17 protein-coding genes and 1 pseudogene are annotated in these 17,581 nt (G+C 64.8%); 8 read left to right on the plus strand and 10 right to left on the minus strand.

Annotation, left to right across the window (positions count from 1 at the left end):
• Window positions 1-6: 6 nt before the first annotated feature.
• Window positions 7-924 carry a LysR family transcriptional regulator gene (locus C6A82_RS08380; RefSeq protein WP_105341260.1) on the minus strand — a complete coding sequence of 306 codons (918 nt, stop codon included), beginning with the start codon at window positions 922-924 and terminating at the stop codon, window positions 7-9.
• Window positions 925-1,094: 170 nt separating this feature from the next.
• Here C6A82_RS08380 and C6A82_RS08385 point away from each other — a divergent pair, with 170 nt between their 5' ends.
• From C6A82_RS08385 to C6A82_RS08405, 5 genes are read left to right on the plus strand one after another with little or no spacing between them, the layout of a single operon-like run.
• Entirely contained in the window at window positions 1,095-2,369 is a 1,275-nt protein-coding gene (locus tag C6A82_RS08385; RefSeq protein WP_311101742.1) for an aromatic ring-hydroxylating dioxygenase subunit alpha, read from the plus strand.
• Complete coding sequence (locus tag C6A82_RS08390; protein WP_105341700.1) at window positions 2,366-2,689, plus strand: hypothetical protein; 324 nt, start codon at window positions 2,366-2,368, stop codon at window positions 2,687-2,689. Before C6A82_RS08385 ends, C6A82_RS08390 begins: the two co-directional genes overlap by 4 nt.
• Before the next feature lie 5 nt (window positions 2,690-2,694).
• Window positions 2,695-3,525 (plus strand): TauD/TfdA family dioxygenase, encoded by an 831-nt coding sequence (locus tag C6A82_RS08395; protein ID WP_105341701.1) that lies wholly within the window; start codon window positions 2,695-2,697, stop codon window positions 3,523-3,525.
• Window positions 3,522-4,379: a TIGR03619 family F420-dependent LLM class oxidoreductase gene (locus C6A82_RS08400; RefSeq protein WP_105341703.1), complete on the plus strand. Its 858-nt coding sequence runs from the start codon at window positions 3,522-3,524 to the stop codon at window positions 4,377-4,379. Before C6A82_RS08395 ends, C6A82_RS08400 begins: the two co-directional genes overlap by 4 nt.
• A gap of 9 nt (window positions 4,380-4,388) precedes the next feature.
• The gene (locus C6A82_RS08405) at window positions 4,389-4,616 is read left to right on the plus strand and encodes a hypothetical protein (protein ID WP_105341705.1); all 228 of its coding nucleotides are present in this window, start codon (window positions 4,389-4,391) and stop codon (window positions 4,614-4,616) included.
• Between the two features lie 4 nt (window positions 4,617-4,620).
• On the opposite strand, the gene C6A82_RS08410 is transcribed toward C6A82_RS08405, so the two are convergent.
• The 8 genes from C6A82_RS08410 to C6A82_RS08445 are packed head-to-tail and all read right to left on the minus strand — an operon-like array spanning window position 4,621 to window position 11,311.
• Window positions 4,621-5,232, minus strand: a complete 612-nt coding sequence (locus tag C6A82_RS08410) for a TetR/AcrR family transcriptional regulator (RefSeq protein WP_105341706.1) — start codon at window positions 5,230-5,232, stop codon at window positions 4,621-4,623.
• On the minus strand, window positions 5,229-6,386 hold the full coding sequence (locus C6A82_RS08415; RefSeq protein WP_396836807.1) for a lipid-transfer protein: 1,158 nt from the start codon (window positions 6,384-6,386) through the stop codon (window positions 5,229-5,231). The genes C6A82_RS08410 and C6A82_RS08415 overlap by 4 nt, the downstream gene beginning before the upstream one ends.
• 2 nt (window positions 6,387-6,388) lie before the next feature.
• The gene (locus C6A82_RS08420; protein ID WP_311101743.1) at window positions 6,389-6,835 is read right to left on the minus strand and encodes a MaoC family dehydratase; all 447 of its coding nucleotides are present in this window, start codon (window positions 6,833-6,835) and stop codon (window positions 6,389-6,391) included.
• The gene (locus C6A82_RS08425) at window positions 6,832-7,941 is read right to left on the minus strand and encodes an acyl-CoA dehydrogenase family protein (RefSeq protein ID WP_311101744.1); all 1,110 of its coding nucleotides are present in this window, start codon (window positions 7,939-7,941) and stop codon (window positions 6,832-6,834) included. Before C6A82_RS08425 ends, C6A82_RS08420 begins: the two co-directional genes overlap by 4 nt.
• A gap of 6 nt (window positions 7,942-7,947) precedes the next feature.
• Window positions 7,948-8,358 carry a Zn-ribbon domain-containing OB-fold protein gene (locus tag C6A82_RS08430; RefSeq protein ID WP_105344033.1) on the minus strand — a complete coding sequence of 137 codons (411 nt, stop codon included), beginning with the start codon at window positions 8,356-8,358 and terminating at the stop codon, window positions 7,948-7,950.
• Window positions 8,358-8,927 carry a MaoC family dehydratase N-terminal domain-containing protein gene (locus C6A82_RS08435; protein ID WP_105344035.1) on the minus strand — a complete coding sequence of 190 codons (570 nt, stop codon included), beginning with the start codon at window positions 8,925-8,927 and terminating at the stop codon, window positions 8,358-8,360. The genes C6A82_RS08430 and C6A82_RS08435 overlap by 1 nt, the downstream gene beginning before the upstream one ends.
• Window positions 8,928-8,929: 2 nt before the next feature.
• Window positions 8,930-10,129, minus strand: coding sequence for an acyl-CoA dehydrogenase family protein (locus tag C6A82_RS08440; protein ID WP_105344037.1), 1,200 nt, complete (start codon window positions 10,127-10,129; stop codon window positions 8,930-8,932).
• A gap of 3 nt (window positions 10,130-10,132) precedes the next feature.
• Complete coding sequence (locus C6A82_RS08445; protein ID WP_105344038.1) at window positions 10,133-11,311, minus strand: cytochrome P450; 1,179 nt, start codon at window positions 11,309-11,311, stop codon at window positions 10,133-10,135.
• Window positions 11,312-11,469: 158 nt separating this feature from the next.
• Here C6A82_RS08445 and C6A82_RS08450 point away from each other — a divergent pair.
• Window positions 11,470-12,931: pseudogene (locus C6A82_RS08450) on the plus strand (aldehyde dehydrogenase family protein).
• The gene (locus C6A82_RS08455; protein WP_105344040.1) at window positions 12,928-15,219 is read left to right on the plus strand and encodes a CaiB/BaiF CoA-transferase family protein; all 2,292 of its coding nucleotides are present in this window, start codon (window positions 12,928-12,930) and stop codon (window positions 15,217-15,219) included. Before C6A82_RS08450 ends, C6A82_RS08455 begins: the two are co-directional and overlap by 4 nt.
• Here C6A82_RS08455 and C6A82_RS08460 read toward each other — a convergent pair.
• Window positions 15,209-16,708 (minus strand): NAD(P)/FAD-dependent oxidoreductase, encoded by a 1,500-nt coding sequence (locus C6A82_RS08460; protein ID WP_105344041.1) that lies wholly within the window; start codon window positions 16,706-16,708, stop codon window positions 15,209-15,211. The two genes, C6A82_RS08455 and C6A82_RS08460, sit on opposite strands and share 11 nt — an antisense overlap.
• A 153-nt stretch (window positions 16,709-16,861) precedes the next feature.
• On the opposite strand from C6A82_RS08460, the gene C6A82_RS08465 reads away from it, so the two are divergent.
• Window positions 16,862-17,557, plus strand: coding sequence for a proteasome protein (locus C6A82_RS08465; protein WP_105344045.1), 696 nt, complete (start codon window positions 16,862-16,864; stop codon window positions 17,555-17,557).
• Window positions 17,558-17,581: the final 24 nt, after the last annotated feature.

Raw genomic sequence — 17,581 nt, forward strand, 5'->3', positions numbered from 1 at the left:
AAATCGCTAAGCGCGGGCGATGTTCTCGACGATGATCTCGCAGGCCGCCTCGTAGAAAGCGCTGATGAGGGTCGAGAAGGACAGCTCGAACGGGTAGATCATGTGCACTTCGAGCGGTTCGAGCTGCCACTCGGGCAGGACCGGCACGATGCTGCCCACGCGCAGTTCCTCGGTGCAGATGATCTGCGTCGGCATCGTCCCGATGCCAAGCCCCTGCAGGATGTACTGCTTGCACACCTGAAAGTTGTTGGCGCGGGCGCGAACCTGTGGGGACAGCTCATGTAATCGTTTGTTCTTCGAGAGGGTGAGCTTGCGCGGGCCCGCGAAGCCGAAGTCGATGAACGGCACGGTGTCCAACTGCGCGGGGGCGATGACTGGTTCCGGCAGACTTCGCACGAAGTCCGGCGACGCGCACAGGAACAGTTCCAGGTCGAAGACCTTCCTGGCGATGAGTGTCGAATCCTGTAGCGGCCCCGTCCCGAACACCACATCGAACCCGTCCCTGATCGGGTCGACCATGTTGTCCACCAGCCGGATGTCCAGCCGTGAGTTGGGATGGCGCGCCAGGAACGTGGCGCCGACTCTCGACGCGTAGTCGATGCCGACGAACACCGGTATCGCGACCCTCAGCTCGCCCTGCGGCTCCTGCCTGCTGCCCTCGACCAGGGCGCGAACGCCGTTGGCCTCGGCCAGGATGTTCACGGAATGCGCGTAGATCTTCTCGCCGAGGTCGGTGACGGTCAGCTGGTGGGTGTTCTTGCGCAACAGCTTGATGCCGAGGTCGGATTCGAGCTTGGTCAGCTTGCGGCTCACAGTCGACTTCGGCATGCCGAGCAGTGTGGCCGCCTTCGACAGGCTCCGGCATTCGACGACCTTGCCGAATACCAGCAGGGCGTCGAGGTCGAACGGCGGGTTCTGTTCCATGAGCTCCTCCTACTCGATCCTGCGGTGAGATCGCAACTTCGACGCAGACGACGATCTGCTAGCAGACTCGATGCGGAAGGCGTCGTTCCAAATATGCAACAGGGTGTTGCGCCCATGTATCTGTTTTCGCAATTTCCGCGAATGTAGTTTTCGGCAAGGAGGTAAGCCTCATGAGTCACAACAGCCTGGTGACCAAACCCGAAAGCGGACACTGGACCGACGCCTACCCGGAGTTGGGCCGCGGGCCGGTCTCGCTCGAGGACTGTGTCTCGACGGAGTTCTACGAGAAGGAACGCGAGCACGTCTTCCGCAAGACCTGGCTCTACATGGGCCGGGTCGAACAGGTTCCCAAGTCGGGCAGCTACTTCACCCGCGAACTGCGGTTCCTCAACACTTCGATCATCATCGTGCGCGGCAAGGACGACGTGATCCGCGCGATGCACAACATCTGCCCGCACCGCGGAAACAAGTTGCTGTGGGAGGACGATCCCTTCAAGGAGGTGTCGGGTCGCGCGCCGCTGCTGTACTGCCGCTTCCACGGCTGGCGCTACAAGCTGGACGGCTCACTGCACTCGGCGACCCGCAAGGATCTGCTTCTCGACTTCGACGCCGACAGTTGCCGGGTGCCTGCCGTGCAATGTGAAGTGTGGGAAGGCTTCATCTTCGTCAACCTCAACCCGCACAACACCGAGCCTTTGTCGTCGTTCGTCGGTGAGCTGGCGCACGACATCGAGGGCTATCCGTTCCACGGGCCGCACCAGGTGTACCGATTCAAGGCCGAACTGCAGTGCAACTGGAAGATCTTCCTCGACGGTTTTGCCGAGAGCTACCACGGTCCATACCTGCACGCGTCGTCATTCGGTGCTCTGACCGCGGAGGCCAGAGAGGCCTTCGACCAACCCAACCCGTTCACCGACGCGCTGGCCTACCAGCTCAAGGGCCCGCACCGGATGTTCTCGTTCTCCGGTGAACCGTCGCAGAAGACGCCGTACTCCAAGCCCATCGAGTGCGTTTTCGAGGCCAGCGCGGCGGGTCCGTGGAACAAGAAGATCGATCGCGGGCCGATGCCGCCGGGTATCAATCCCACCGGGTCGGAGAAATACGGCTTCGACTCCTATCAGTTCTTCCCGAACTTCGTGCTGATCTTCGGCGCGTCCGGGTTCACCGTTCACACGCACTGGCCCACCGGTCCGCATTCGCACATCTTCGAGACGGAGGCGTACTACCAACCGCCCACCACTCACAAGGAGCGGCTGGGCCAGGAGCTGACGATGACGTTCCTCAACGACATCATCCTCGAGGACGCCAGCCCCTCGGAGGGCTTGCAGGCCATGCTGAACAGCGGCGCCCTCACACACTTCACGATGAACGACGAGGAGATCCTGCTGCGTCATCTGCACAAGACCGTCGCGGACTACGTCGAAGCAGGGGAGGCGGCACGATGAACACGCTACTGCCGCCGGGGTTCTCGCAGCTGGACCACCTCGTCGAGGAATGGGCCATCGAGGACGGACACGAGCGCTACGTGAAGCGCGTCAACAGCTCGATGGAGGAGATCAAGGCCTTCTACGACGAGGTGTTCCCGTTCGCCGAGGAAGCCGTCGCATACATCGACAAGTTCGACTACGCCGAACCGCTTCCCGACGACGTGGCGAACCTCCGTAATCTGCTCTACTCGTTGATCACCGTCTCACTCGCGGTGGAGCTTTGGAAGCAGCCGCGAGTGAAGCACTCCGCCAGCACCATTCTCACGAGAGTGAGCTGACGACCATGGGACTCACCTCCGCACAACTCGACGTCATCGACCTCACTCCGAGGATCGGCAGCGAGATCAGAACCGACGTCGACACATTGCTCCGCGGCAACGAAGCGCAGAACATCCGCGCCACCCTGGAACAGCGCGGCGTCGTGTTCTTCCGCGGCCTCGACATCGACGACGAGCAGCAGGTCGCGATCGCCAAGACGCTCGGTGCGATTCCCGAGAATGAGGGCCAGGGCGGCATCTACAAGATCTCGCTCGACAAAAACGTCAACCAGCGGGCGGAGTACCTGAAGGGCTCGATGTTCTGGCACTTCGACGGCTCTTTGCAGCCCTACCCGAACCTGGCCACGTTGTTGCGCGCCGTCACGCTGTCGAACTCCGGCGGTGAAACGGAATTCTGCAACACATATGCGGCCTACGACGATCTGCCGCAGGAGGACAAGGACCTGATCGCAGACCTGCGGGTGGTGCACAGCGCGGAACGGTCGCAGTATTACGTCCGGCCCGAGATGAGCTACGAGGAGCTCACCTTCTGGCAGAAGTCGCCGACCAAGACCTGCCCGATCGTGTGGACCCATCAGTCCGGGCGGAAATCGCTGCTGCTCGGTGCGACGGCGGACTATGTTATTTCAATGCCGGTCGAGGAAAGCCGCGCTGTGCTTGCCCGTCTTCGCGATTGGGCTACCCAACCGCAGTACGTCTACCGCCACGAATGGCAACCGGGAGACCTTCTGATGTGGGACAACACCGGCACCATGCACCGGGTGCTCCCTTATGCCGCCGACAGCGGACGTCTCATGCATCGCACGATCCTCGCGGGCGAAGAACCGCTGCAGTGAAACTCGGCATCGCCACGCCCGTCGTCACGAACGTTGCGGGCGCACCTCTGACCTGGGAGCAGGACGCGTCCATCGAGGAGATCGGCCGCATCGCCGAGGCTGCCGACCATCTGGGCTATCACCACCTGACGTGTAGCGAGCACATCGGTATGCCGGCAACGGAGTCCGGCCGACGCGGGTCGCGGTACTGGGACCCGCTGGCCACCCTGGGCTACGTGTCGGCGCGCACGACGCAGATCCGGTTGGCGACGATGACCCTGGTGCTCGGCTACCACCACCCGCTGGAGATCGTGAAGCGCTACGGCACACTCGATCACGTCAGCGGCGGCCGCGTCATCCTCGGTGTCGGTGTCGGCACGTTGAAGGAGGAGTTCGACCTCCTCGGCGCGCCGTTCGAGGACCGCGGTGAACGCGCCGACGATGCGCTGCGCGCCCTGCGCGCCGCGCTGCCGAGCAACGAACCGGTGTATGCGGGCAAGTACTACCAGTTCGGCGGGCTCACCGTCGATCCGTGCGCGCTGCAGGCGCACATGCCGATCTGGATCGGCGGCCGCACGCGACGATCGCTGCGGCGCGCGCTCACACTGGCCGAAGGTTGGTGTCCGTTCGGCATCCCCCTCGACACTGCCGCCGAGTGGCTGAAAGCGCGAGAGATTCCGCCGGGGTTCGAGGTGGTGCTGCCTGCGGATCAGCCGCTCGACCCAGTGAAGGAACCCGAGGCGACGGCCGAGACGCTGGCGGCGATGGAGGCGGCGGGAACGACGATCGTTTCCGCGCGGTTCGTCCACCACTCGCTGGAGCACTACCTCGAACAGCTGCACGCGCTCGCGGAGGTGCATCGCCCAGGCGGTTAGCGTGGGTGTATGCGGTTACGCACAGCGGTGGCCCTCGCGGCCATCGTGGTAGCACTCAAGGCCGTGATCATCGGTGTGGTGGCGCGCGGCCGCTGCGAGCTCATCGGCCGCTGCGGTGACGGCACCGCCTGGTACGTCGGTTCTGGTATCGCCGCAGCGATACTTCTGGCCCTACTCGTCGTCGCCATCGCCGATGCGCGTTCTTTCGCTGGCGAGCAGAAGTCAGCGCGCGAGTAGGACGTCAGCGCGTGCGGCCCGACCGGTCCGGCGCGAACCCACGCACAACGTGCGCGCGCAGGAAGTCGCCGACCACGCGGGCGTCATCCATATCCAACGCCGCCGACGGGGTGCTGAACAGCGAGAACAACATCCGCGCATACCACTCGCCTGCGGCAACCACATCAAGATCTTTACGTACCTCGCCGGTGAGCTTCGCCGCGGCGAGGTAAGGGGCAAGAAAATCCGTGCACTCGCGTAGCAGCACGGCGGCGTTCTTGGTGAGCAGCAGGCTCACTTCGTCCTCGTCGAAGTAGTCTTCCGGCTCGATGACGCGCCGGGCCCTCGTCACGAACACTCCCGCGAGAACCAGTTGGTCCTCCAGCGTCTCGCCTTTGCACATCGCAGAGGCCATCTCGCGGTAGAACTTCTGCGAAGCACCCTCCGCACATGCCTCGACGATCTCGGCCTTGTCGCGGAAGTATTCGTACACCGTGCTGCGGGAGACGTCGGCGGCGCGGGCGATGTCGACGACCGTCGTCTTGTCCAGACCGTGCCTGCGGAAGCAGTCGAACGCGGACTCGATGATGAGTTGACGCGTATCCGTGGTGGTCGACGCCGAGGTCACGGCTGTCATTCCGTCGCCAGGATCAACGCGCTCGTCGGCACCCCGGTCCCCGAGGTGACCAGGACATGCTCGACATCATCGACCTGGTTGTAAGAGGTGCCGCGTACTTGACGAACTCCCTCGGTTATTCCGTTCATTCCGTGGATGTATGCCTCGCCGAGAAGGCCGCCATTGGTGTTGATCGGCAGCTCTCCACCGAGCGAGAGTCGCTCGATCGTCGCGAAGTCCTTCGCCTCCCCGCGCCCGCAGAAGCCGAGCTCTTCCAGTTGTGCGAATACGAACGGGGTGAAGTGGTCGTACAGGAAAGCCGTCTGAATATCCGTCGGCTTGATACCCGAATCGCGCCAGAGCTTTTCGGCGACCACACCCATCTCCGGCAGCCCGGTGATGTCGTCTCGGTAGTAGCTCGTCATCATCTCGCCCTCGGCCGCCGCACCCTGCACGGCGGCGGTGACGACCGCCGGTGGCTGCCGCAAATCTCGCGCGCGTTCGACACTCGTCACGACCAGTGCTACGCCGCCGTCGCTCTCCTGGCAGCAGTCGAGCAGCCGAAGGACGGGCTCGATGACCCATCGTGAGTTCTGGTGGTCCTCGAGTGTGATCGGCCGCTCGTAGAACCACGCGTCGGGATTGCGTGCCGCGTGGGCGCGGTCGACGACAGAAATCCTGCCGAAATCTTCGTTGGTGACGCCGTACGTGGACATGTACCGCTGTGCATGCAGCGCGACCCACGCCGCGGGCGTCAGCAGACCGAAAGGTGCGTAGTTCGCCATGAACAACGGGGTCTCACCGGTCGGTCGCGCCGTCGACCCGCCGAAACGAAAGCCGGACCGTTCGTTGAACGCGCGGTAGCACACCACCGCATTCGCCGTGCCCGTCGCGACAGCCATCGCCGCCTGCACCACGGTGCCTGCCGCCGCCCCACCGCCGTGATGGACTCGGCTGAAGAACGTCAGGTCACCGATGCCGACGTTGCGGGCGATTTCGATCTCGTCGCTCGTGTCCATCGTGAACGTGACCATGCCGTCGATATCGGCGGGCTCGAGACCGGCATCATCAATCGCGGCCTTGACTGCCTCACAGGCGAGTCGGAGTTCACTGCGCCCCGACTCTTTCGAGAATTCGGTCTGGCCGATGCCCGCGATGGCGGTCATTCCCGACATGCTCATTTTTCGAGCAGGCTCACGGTCGCGGTTCCCGACACATGGTCGCCGAGGCTGTTGGCGCCCCTGAACTCGACCTCGATGAGACCCTCGCCGTCGACGCCCTCGGTCTTGCCGGTGACGGTGCCGGTGAATCGCAGTGGGTCGTTGGGGAAGGCAGGGACGCCGAGCCGAATGGCGAGCTTCTTCACCATCGCCTCGGGGCCCGCCCAGTCGGTGAGGAACCGCACACACAGTCCGTTGGTGGTGAGGATGTTCATGAACATGTTCGGCGAGCCCTGCTTTTTCGCGAACTCCGGATCGTGATGCACGGGCATGAAGTCGCGCGACGCGATCGCGCCCGCAACGATGACCGTTGCGGTGACGGGGATCTCGAGCGGCACGACCTCGTCTCCGACGTTGATGTGGCGCCAGTCCAGAGTGGTGGTGCGGAACTCGATGGTCGTCATGCTGGTCCTCCTACGTATGAGGCGCCGAGGCGCGCCAACTGTGCTGAGGCCGACCCGAGCGTCAGCTCGTTGTGCTTGGCCCACAGGAAGTACCGGGATAGGGGATAGGTGATGTCGATGCCGATTCCACCGTGCACCTGCTGGGCGGTCGCGGTGACCCGCGAACCGGCTTCTGCCGCCCAGAATTTCGCGACGGCGGCGTGCCGGCCCGGCGGCCCGCCCTGGTCGAGGTGCCATGCGGCTTGCCACATGGTCCACCGGATGGCCTCGACGTCGATGAAGGCGTCTGCCATCCGCTGCTGCACGGCCTGGAAGCTGCCGATCGGCCTGCCGAACTGCTCGCGCTCGGTGGTGTAGGACGCAGCCAGCTTCAGTGCGCGCTCGGTGACGCCGAGTTGGATCGCACACAGCCCGACCAGCGCACGCGCATACAGCGATTCGAGTATTTCCCAGCCGCCTGTGAGCCGCTCGGCTGCGACGGCACCGTCCAGGAACACGTCGGCGTGCGGCTCGCCGTTCGTCGTCACGACGGACCGAATGTCCACGCCCGCGGCATCGGTGTCGAGCAGGAAGACGCCGACCTCACCGCCGTCAAGCGCAGCCGGGATGAGCATCGTCTGTGCAAGCTGTGCCGCCGGCACCAACTCCTTGACACCGTCGAGACGCCAACCATCGCCGTCGCGCCGAGCGGTCGTGACCGGCGCGGTGGGGTCGGAGCGGCCCGGTTCCGCAAGGCCCGCAGTGAGCAACAACGACCCGTCGACGACGGCGGGCAGGTATCGCTTGTGCTGGGCATCGTCACCGAAGCGGGCGATGGTGTCGGCACCGAGCAGCAGGGTCGCGTAGACGGGCACCGGCGCAACAGCCCAGCCCACTTCCGCGAGCAGCACGGCGAGCTCCACGAAGCCTTGGCCGCTGCCACCTACGCTCTCGGGCAACGAAATCCCCAGCAGGTCGGCCGCCGCAAGTTCGCGCCACAACGCCTCGTCGTGGCGCACGTCGCCGGCTTCCAGCTCGGTGAGGTGTTCGGGTGTGGCACGGTGCTCGAAGAGCTGACGCGCCACCTTGGCAACGGTCTCCTGGTCCTGCGTGAAGGCGAAATCCATGAGCGTCTACCGGGCCGGACGAAACTGGTGTAGCACGAGGTCTTTTCCGTCGAGGGTGTCGAATGTCTCGTAGAACACCTCGACAGGCATGCCGACCTCGACGTCCGCGGGTGCGATCTCGCACAGGTTCGACACCAACCGCACGCCCTCCTCGAGTTCGACGAGCGCGACAATGTACGGATATTCCATCAACGGCATCGGCGGGTGCTGCGGCATCACGTAGCTGTATACGGTGCCGCGACCGCTGGCCTCGACGGTGTCCCAGTCAAGGGAGTTGCACGCCGGGCACATCGGTCGGGCCGGCTGCCGCAAGGCATGACATCGCGCGCATCGCTGGATCAGCAACTTGTTCTCGCGTAGCCCGTTCCAGAAGAACTCGGTATCCGGGCTGATCGTCGGCGCCAGTCTCGTCGCCATCAGGCCCCAGCCGTTCCGGCGGGGGCCCCCGTCTTGAACCGGAAGACTCGAAACCGTTGTCGTCCCAGAACTTCACCGTTCTGGTCGGTGTATGCGGACAGCCACGTGACGAAGTGGCCGGCACCGAGCGAGGTGTTCTTCTCGTCGGAGATGTCCTCGTACACTGTCGTCACCGAGATGACGTCACCGAGGCGCGGATAACGCTCGATCTCGAACTCCGAGTTGGTCGCCACGATCCCGGTGAACCCCGCGTCATTGATGAACTCCGCCGGGTTGTTGTCCTTGTCGATTTCAATCGGAACACCGCCCCGCTCGGCGATTCCCTCGATCTTGGGCGCGGGCATGGTCCACGCCTGCAGCATCACCGGCGGTGAGACGATGCCGCCGAACCTCGACTTCTCCGCGAACTCCGGATCGAGATAAACGGGGTTCATGTCGGCGAGCGCATGGGCCCAATGGCGGATCATCGGTTGGTTCACCGGGTCCGGTGCAACGGTCGGCTTGCCGGATCCGCCCGTCGGCTTGCCGATGAGCGCGTCCAACTTCTCGCGAAACTCGGTGCTGTCCATCGTCACTTGGCGTCTCCGTTCTGATTCGCTCGAAGGTCCCGTGGTGCGCGCGGCATGAAAAGGCCTGCCATCGCGATGATGTCGCGCTGCAATTCATTGGCGCCGCCGCCGAAGGTGTTGATGACCGCGATGCGGTAGGCGGATTCCAGCGCGCCACCCAGCGGTGCGTCCTCGCCCCGTCGGACGCCGCTGCGGTCCAGCACCTCCAGCAGTCCGCGGGCCGCCTGCTGCGTCAGTTCGGTGCCGAACACCTTGACCGCCGACGCTTCGCCCATCCCGAGTTCGCCCTTGGTCATCGCCGCGTTGACCCGTAGGTTCATGATCTTGTAGGCGGCAACCTGTGCTTCGACACGGGCCAGCGCATGCTGCACCCAGGGCTGGTCGATCACGCGTGCGCCGTCCAGTTCGGTGGCCTGTGCCCAGGCCAGCGTCTTCTCGAACAGCGGCTCGAGCGCACCCATGTTTCCGAGCGCCGCGCGTTCGAAGTTCAACTGCGTGGTGATCAGCCGCCAGCCCTCGTTCTCGCCGCCGACGATGGCCGTAGCAGGTACGCGGACGTCGTCGTAGAACGTGTAGAACGTCGACACTCCCGGCATGGTGTGCAGCGGCCTGTACGAGAAGCCGGGCGACGATGTCGGCACGATGAAGATCGAGATTCCCTTGTGTTTCTTCACGGTGGGATCGGTTCGCGCCGCCAGCCAGATGTAGTCCGCGTACGCCGCACCGCTGGTGAACATCTTCTGGCCGTTGATGACGTAGTCGTCGCCGTCCCGCACGGCGCTTGTGCGCAACGACGCCAGATCGCTGCCTGCCGACGGCTCGGAGTAGCCGATCGCGAACTCGACTGTGCCGTCGAGAATGGACGGCAGGAACTTCTGCTTCTGCTCCTCGGTGCCGTAGTGCGCGAGCGTCGGCCCGACGGTGTTGAGGGTGACCAGCGGAATGGGCGTGTTCAGCCGTTGCGCCTCTTCGAAGAAGATGAACTGTTCGAGTGCGGTGAACCCGCGGCCGCCGTATTCCTTCGGCCAGCCGACGCCGAGCAGGTTGGCGGCTCCGAGTGCTCGCACGCAGTCCCTGACCGCGTCCGCGCCTTCCATGCGGTCCGCGACCGCGGCGATGCGGTCGGGCGACATCACGGCTTCCAGTGACGACCGGATCTCTTTGCGCAATTGCTTCTGTTCAGGGGTGAAATCGAGATGCATGTGTCAGTCCGATCCGAGCCGTACAGGCATGCGCTTGACGCCGGGCACCATGGTGGCTCTCATCCGGTCGACATCGCCGACGAGCTGCAGCTCGGGGTATCGCCCCAGCAGCACCTCGAAGAAGACGCGTGCCTCCAGCCTGGCCAGTTGAGCTCCGATGCAGGAATGTTCTCCGCAGCCGAACGCGATGTGCGGGTTGGGGTGTCGCCTGATGTCGAACTCCTCGGCGTTTGACCCGAATATCTCCTCGTCCCTGTTGGCGGAGCCGTAGAGCATGACGACCACGTCGCCCTCGCGAATTCGTTGTCCGCGGATCTCGACGTCTGCTGTCGCCGCCCTTGCCATGTGTGTCACGGGCGTCGTCCAGCGCAGCATCTCTTCGACGGCGCCGGGGATCAGCGACGGATCGTCGACCAGTTGCCGACACTGCTGCGGGTGGTCGATGAGGGCCAACGTGCCGAGCGCGATCAGGTTGCGCGTCGTTTCGTTACCCGCGACCAGCAGGAGGAAGGCGAAATTCAACAGGTCTTCGTCGGTCAGCTTCGCCCCGTCGACCTCGGCGGCGGTGAGCACCGACAGCATGTCGTTGCGCGGCTCGGCGCGCCGAGCGGCGATCAACTCCTGAAAGTAGCCGAACAGCTCACCGACGGCGACGAGCGCATCCTGTTCGATCTCGGGATCGGCGCTTCCGGTGCACGCGTCCGACCATCGGCGGAACCGCTCCCAGTCGTCGGGCGGGGCGCCGAGCAGTTCGGCGATCATCCGCGTCGGCAGGGGCGCGGCGAGCTCTTCGGCGAACTCATGGGTGGACCCGGAGCTGACATCATCCAGGACGGCGTAGACGATCTCGCGGACCTTCGGCTCGAGAATCGACACCTGCCGCCGGGTGAATCCCGTGTTGATCAACTTGCGGAGCTGCCGATGCCGCGGCGGATCGGTGAAGATCAGGTTTCCCTCCTGCACCGGGTTCGGCATCACGGGATCGGGGATGGTGATGCCCTTGGTGGAGGAGAACGTGTTCGGGTTCGTCGACACGTACCGGATGTCTTCGTACTTGAGCAGCGCCCAGAATTTCGTGACGTCGTTCCAGCACACCGGCGCAGTGGCGCGCAGCTCTTTGTACGCGGGATACGGATCTCCGATGAAGAAGTCTGGGGAATGCAGTGGAAACGTTGTGGGCACCAGGGCCTCCTCGACACCATCGTCGGACAGATCAACGATGGGTGTCCGATGACTCTTGTCTACTCGCCGCGGATATTGCTGTCAATCCCCCTCATTGACGAGCCATGTCCGACAGGTGTAGACCAAGTGTTGGTCCACTAGCTCGGTGAGGAGCCGGTATGGCTGACCCGCTTCGATTGGTTGATGACTACTCGCTGTACATCGGCGGGCGGTGGATCGAGCCACGCGAGGGGCGCTACGACGACATCTCGCCGTCCACCGAAGAGACGATCGCTTCGGCGCCCGACGCAGGCGCAGACGACGTCGACGCCGCGATCGGTGCCGCACGCCGCGCGTTCGACGAAGGACCATGGTCGGCGGCCACCCCGGAGGAACGGGGCCGGTGTCTTACCCAGCTCGGCAACGCACTCTTGGCGCATGCCGACGACTTTTTCTCGCTGGCACAGATCGAATGGGGCTGCGTCGCCAATGAGCGGCTGATTCAGGTCGACGGGCCTGCCTTCATGGCGCTGCGCGCGGGCGAACTGGCCGCCCAACTGGCTGACGAACCGATCGATGCGTACGGGGCGGCAGGCAGCACAGCTCTGTCACGAACCGCTGGGCGTGGTGTCCGTGCTCACGCCGTGGAACTTCCCGCACAGCCTCAACGTGATGAAGGTGTCCAATGCGCTCGCAGCGGGAAACACCGTCGTGCTCAAGCCTTCGCCGCTGACACCCCTGGCCGGCCTCGCACTGGCCCGCGTCATCGACGAGCACACCGACATACCGTCGGGTGTGGTGAACGTCATCACGCCGAGCGGCGTCGAAGTCAGCAAGACACTCACCACAGATCCGCGTGTTGACATGGTCAGCTTCACCGGAAGCTCGGCAGTCGGCAGGGAAGTCATGTCGGCGGCCGGCGCGTCGATGAAACGGATCCTTCTCGAGTGCGGTGGCAAGTCGGCCGGCATACTTCTCGGCGATGTCGACGTGAATGACGAACTGCTGCAGCGGATTCTGTTCGACGGCTGCTCGTTGCACGCGGGGCAGGCGTGCATTCTGCAGAGCCGACTCCTGCTTCCCGACGGTCTTCACGACCAGGTCGTCGAACGGCTCGTCGAGCTGGCGCGGAGCTTACAGGTGGGGGATCCGACCGATCCAGAAGTGCAGATGGGTCCGCTGATCAGTCGAGCGCAGCGAGATCGTGTCGCGGCCCTCGTCGCGGCGGCGGTCACCGACGGTGCGACGCTGGCGGCGGGCGGTCGCCCGCCAGCGGGACTCGACACCGGTTTCTACTTTGAGCCGACGGTTCTGACCGACGTGGACGCCGACTCACGTATCGCGCAGGAGGAGGTGTTCGGCCCGGTGCTGTCGGTGTTGCGCTACAGCGACGACGACGATGCGGTGGCCATCGCCAACAACTCGCAGTACGGGCTGTCGGGTGCGGTGTGGGGGCGTGACGTCGACCGCGCGGTCGCCGTAGCGCGCCGCGTCCGGACCGGCCAGATCGCCGTCAACGGGTGCATCCCCGGCGACGCGCCGTTCGGTGGTTTCAACCAGAGCGGTTTGGGGCGCGAGGGCGGAGGGCTAACCGGGTTACACCGCTACATGGAGCCGAAGGCCATCGGAATCCCGGGATGACCGGAGCGCTGTCGGGGTTGCGCGTCGTCGAGATCGCCGGTGACATCGCAGGGCCGTACTGCACCAGGCTCCTCGCAGACCTCGGAGCCGACGTTGCCAAGATCGAGCCACCGACCGGTGACCCTCTTCGCCGCTGGGGGCCGTTTCCCGACGGTATCCAAAACGTTGAGAGGTCAGGACTTTTCGAGTACCTCAACGCCGGAAAGCATTCGGTGACAGTGGACCTCGACGTCGACCTGTCGGCAGCCAGATCGCTCATCGCTTCGGCTGATCTCCTCGTCGATGGAACGCCGCCCGGGGCGCTTGTCCGGGCCGGACTCGACGTCTCAGCACTCGAAGCGCTGCGTCCCGGCCTCGTCGTAGCCCGTATATCGCCGTTCGGCCAGCACGGACCGCTACGCGACCGGCAGGTGACGCCGTTGACCATACAAGCGGCTTCGGGATGGGTGAACCTGCGCGATCCCGACCGTCCCCCGGTACAGGCAGGCGCCAGGATCGCCGAGTACGTGGCGGGCGGTTACGCCGCGCTGGGCGCGCTCACCGCACTGAGGACGGTGTCGTCCAATACAGCTCATGTGGTCGAGGTCGACGTATCGGTGATGGAGTCGTTGTTGTCGACGCTTCCTTATCCGATGTTGTTGGCGGAGAAGATGCGCAGTCTCGGCTTGCCCCCGAACACGAAGGCAGGCCCCGTGATGGGCGTCGTGCGTGCCGCGGACGGCTGGCTCGGCATCAACTGTCTTACGGGGCAGCATTGGCTCGACGTCTGCGCGATGCTCGGGTTGCCGGAATTCGGCGAGCATCAGATCGCGGTGATGCTCGGTGGCCCCGAACGCGACGAATTCTACGAGAAGGCTCAGCCGTGGCTTTCGGAGCGAACCGTCGACGAGATCGTCGAACTCAGCCAGGCCCTGCGCATTCCGTCAACTCCCGTCAACGACGGCGCCACCGTCTTGCAGTGTCCGCAGTACCGAGATCGTGGGTTCTTCGTTGAGGCCGGGGATGGTGAATGGCGGTTCCGCCGCCCCGGTGCGCCGTTCCGGTTGTCGAAAACGCCGGTCCTGCCGGTTCGGGCGGCACCGCGCCTCGGTCAGCGCCACGGAAGCGTGACGGGAGGACGGCCCAAGGCCGACGCCGAACGAGCCATGCCGTTAGACTGTGTGAAAGTTCTTGATCTGTCGACATTTTGGGCGGGCGCGTACCTCACTTGCTATCTCGGCGCGTTCGGCGCCGACATCACCAAGGTCGAGTCGATTCAACGCCCCGACGGTTTCCGCTACTCCGGGGCATACGCCCACGAGGGCGATCTGTGGTACGAGCGCAGCGGAATGTGGCAGGCGACCAACCTCAACAAGCGCGATATCACCCTCGATCTCGCCTCCGACGATGGCCGCGACCTCGCGCGTCGGCTCGTCGGCGATGCCGATGTCGTCGTGGAGAACTTCTCGCCAAGGGTGGTCGAACAATTCGGACTCGACTACGAATCGCTCGTGGCGCTGAACCCCGACGTGATCCAGGTGCGCATGCCGGGGTTCGGGCTACAGGGCCCGTGGCGCGACTACGTCGGCTGGGCCTTCAACTTCGAGGGGACATCGGGGATGGCCGCAGTCACCGGGCATCCCGATGGTCCGCCGTGCGTCCTCCAGGGCCCCGCCGATCCGATTGTCGGTGTGCATGCCGCGGTGGCGCTGCTGGCGGCACTCGAGCACCGGACTCGTACCGGTGAAGGCCAACTCATCGAGATCGCGCAGATCGAAGTCGCGGCGTCGTTGGTCGCCGAACCCGTGATCGAGTACTCGATGAACGGTGCGGTTCAGACGCGCGAGGGCAACCGTCAGCGCGGTTTCCTGCAAGGCGTGTACCCGACAGCCGTGGAAGGCGAGTGGGTGGCGATCTCGATCGGCGACGACCTCGGGCTGGACCACGACGCATTCGACGAAGCCGTTGCCGCGTGGACGCGCACGCTGCAGCCCTCAGAAGTGGTCGAAATTCTCACCGCACAGCATGTCCCGGCTGAGCGGGTGCTGACCAGCGATCGGATGTACGACCTCCCGCACCTCGATGCGCGGAGCTACTACCAAGGGATCGAGCATCCGGTCACCGGCTTGCACCGCTATCCGGGCTGGCCGTTCGTCATCACTCCCGGGCCCGGTCAGCACCACCGGTCGCCGCCGCCGACGTTGGGCCAACACAATGACGAGATCCTACGACGCCTCGGCCTGACCGACGATGCGATCGCCGAATTGCGCGCGCGAAACGTGATCGGCGAAAGGGCGCTCAACGCCTGACCAGAGCGTCCTCCAGCAGCGCCAGGTACCGCTGCTCGCGTTCGGTCATTTCGTTGGTCGTGATCGCGCCGAAGGCGGCGGCGTCCCGCGCGAACCGGGACGCCGCGTCAGGCAGCGCGTCCGGCCCCTGCAGCCGGAAGCTGCTCGGTACCAGCGGACCGAACAGCAGCGCTCGACGCAGGTGCGGCCAATCGTCGACGTTCGGTTCGACTCCCGCCGCTCTGGCGAAAGTCAACGCCGCCAGGTTCATCCGGGTCTTCTGCGGCATCCCGCGTCTGGCCCGGTACGCCCCGATCGCCGACCGAAGTTCCAGCTCGCTCGGCTCGTCGACGACCCCGCCCCACACGTAGGCGATCCACCGGGCCTGAAGTTCCAGTGGCACGAAGAGTCCGCCTGACTGGTCCCACATCCCGACGAAAGCCAGACCGGGAAGATCAGGGTGGAAGGTGTAGCGGTCGGCGTCGAGATGGACGGTGTCGAGGTCGACGATCATCCTCATCTCGTCGCTGAGAAACGGCAGATCGATTTCGAAGCCGGTGCCGAACAGGATGCCGTCGAACTCGTCGGAGGTGCCGTCCGCGAAGGTCAACCGTTGTCCGTCGACCGACGTCAGCCACGGCCGCACCGTGATTCGGCCCTCCGCCACCAAAGGCAGATACTGCTGGGCGAGGGTGACGCCGGCGGCGAACAGGGACGGATCAGGCGCAGGCGCGCCGTACTGCTCCGGGCTGCCACCGGCTTCGACGACGATCTCCTTCAACTGCCGGTCGACCTCGGCCGGCGGGAGGGTCTCGTTCGCCAAGGTTCCGTACCGCGTGAAGATTTTCGAATCGGACGGCACGCCCGCGGCGAACTTCGGCAGCACATACCGTTGGCGACGCTGAGCGACCTCCACCGGAGCCCCGAGTTGCGCCAGCTCCGAAGCGATTTCGAGCGCACTGATGGCGCCACCTGCGACGAGGACGCGCTTACCGAGATACTGACCAGGTTCGCGGTAGTGGTAGGTCGCCATCGCACCTGCCGAGCCACTGAAAGTCTCGAGCCCGGGAATGATTGGCACATAGGGTGATTGAAACCGACCGCTGGCAACGACGACGCGTTCGAAGGCCTCCGTCCTGCCCGAGTGCCCGACGAGCCAGTCGCCGTCGCCGCGGCTCAGCCGGTCCACGCGGTTGCCGAAGCGGATGCGTGGCGTCAGCGCGAAGGTGTCGGCGTAGCGGCGCAGGTAGGCGAGCATGTCCTGGTTCGACGGGAACGTGAGGTCGTTGTCGTGTTCCAGATCGCTGAACGAGGTCAGGATGCGGCTCGTGTTGGTGTGCATGGTCGGCCAGACGCCGCTGACGCCGGCCAAGCCTGTCCACTGTCCGCCCAGGGAATGGGTCTGCTCGAAGATCGTCGGCTCGAAACCCTGCGACAGCAGCCAGCGAGCCGTCACCAGGCCGCCAGGCCCGGCACCGATCACCGCTGTGTCGTTCCGGCTTCGGTTCATCTCCCGAACTGTCGCACGGGTGTCAATTACGCTCAATGACATGCCGGAGACGTCGTACGCGCCATGCGGCGACCTCAGGCTGGCCTATCAGGTGTTCGGCGAAGGCCACGCACCACAATGCGCCGGTCGCGGCGTGGCTGGCAGGATGAACAGGTGACAGTCGTTCTCGCCTTGCGCTGCGCCGACGGCATCGTGCTCGCCTCGGACTCGCAGATCACCGATCCGGCCCGAGGCGTGAGCTATCCCGCGCAAAAGCTGCACCCACTGGGCGGCAATGCGGCCTGGGGTGGCAGTGGGTCCCGCGCCGTTCTGTATGACATCGAGCAGTTGCTCAATGCCGAACCCGATGCCGTCGTGGAAGCCCAGGATGTCGGTCGCGCCTTGCAGGCGCGGGTGCTGCCCATCTTCAAACACCACTACGGGAACTTCATCTCCGATGTGCCGGAGACGAAGTCCGGTGCGACCCCGGCCACGTTCGTGCTCGCCGCGGGGTATGCCGACGGGAAGCCCTTCATCGTGGACATCGATCCACACGGGTTGATCGGCCACCACGAGGAGACCGGCTTCCAGTCCGTCGGCAGCGGCGCGCCGATGGCGCAACAGGCCTATGCGCTGCTGGCCAGTTTCCAGACGTCTCGGCGCGGGGTCGACTACGGCGTCGCGGCGGCATTGCGGGTCCTCGACGCACTCGACGTGTCATCACCGAGCGTCGGCGGACCGATGGACATCTGCCGGATCACGCCCGAAGGGGCGCATCGTCTCAGCCCCGACGAGGTCGAGGAGGTCCGTGGCCAGGTCACCCGGTGGCTTGATCAGGAGCGGCGAACCGTCGACGAACTGTTTCCCTGAGCCGTCCGGTGATGAATCATGAGC

Source organism: Mycobacterium sp. ITM-2016-00318 (assembly GCF_002968285.2).
GTDB lineage: Bacteria > Actinomycetota > Actinomycetes > Mycobacteriales > Mycobacteriaceae > Mycobacterium.

Excerpts from the sequence above, each read along its gene's own strand:
- C6A82_RS08385 (WP_311101742.1), top strand. The coding sequence starts at position 1,095 with ATGAGTCACAACAGCCTGGTGACCAAACCCGAAAGCGGACACTGGACC.
- C6A82_RS08420 (WP_311101743.1), bottom strand. The coding sequence starts at position 6,835 with ATGACGACCATCGAGTTCCGCACCACCACTCTGGACTGGCGCCACATC.
- C6A82_RS08430 (WP_105344033.1), bottom strand. The coding sequence starts at position 8,358 with ATGGCGACGAGACTGGCGCCGACGATCAGCCCGGATACCGAGTTCTTC.
- C6A82_RS08405 (WP_105341705.1), top strand. The coding sequence starts at position 4,389 with ATGCGGTTACGCACAGCGGTGGCCCTCGCGGCCATCGTGGTAGCACTC.
- C6A82_RS08415 (WP_396836807.1), bottom strand. The coding sequence starts at position 6,386 with ATGTCGGGAATGACCGCCATCGCGGGCATCGGCCAGACCGAATTCTCG.
- C6A82_RS08390 (WP_105341700.1), top strand. The coding sequence starts at position 2,366 with ATGAACACGCTACTGCCGCCGGGGTTCTCGCAGCTGGACCACCTCGTC.
- C6A82_RS08380 (WP_105341260.1), bottom strand. The coding sequence starts at position 924 with ATGGAACAGAACCCGCCGTTCGACCTCGACGCCCTGCTGGTATTCGGC.
- C6A82_RS08425 (WP_311101744.1), bottom strand. The coding sequence starts at position 7,941 with ATGGATTTCGCCTTCACGCAGGACCAGGAGACCGTTGCCAAGGTGGCG.
- C6A82_RS08455 (WP_105344040.1), top strand. The coding sequence starts at position 12,928 with ATGACCGGAGCGCTGTCGGGGTTGCGCGTCGTCGAGATCGCCGGTGAC.
- C6A82_RS08440 (WP_105344037.1), bottom strand. The coding sequence starts at position 10,129 with ATGCATCTCGATTTCACCCCTGAACAGAAGCAATTGCGCAAAGAGATC.
- C6A82_RS08410 (WP_105341706.1), bottom strand. The coding sequence starts at position 5,232 with ATGACAGCCGTGACCTCGGCGTCGACCACCACGGATACGCGTCAACTC.
- C6A82_RS08435 (WP_105344035.1), bottom strand. The coding sequence starts at position 8,927 with ATGGACAGCACCGAGTTTCGCGAGAAGTTGGACGCGCTCATCGGCAAG.
- C6A82_RS08395 (WP_105341701.1), top strand. The coding sequence starts at position 2,695 with ATGGGACTCACCTCCGCACAACTCGACGTCATCGACCTCACTCCGAGG.
- C6A82_RS08460 (WP_105344041.1), bottom strand. The coding sequence starts at position 16,708 with ATGAACCGAAGCCGGAACGACACAGCGGTGATCGGTGCCGGGCCTGGC.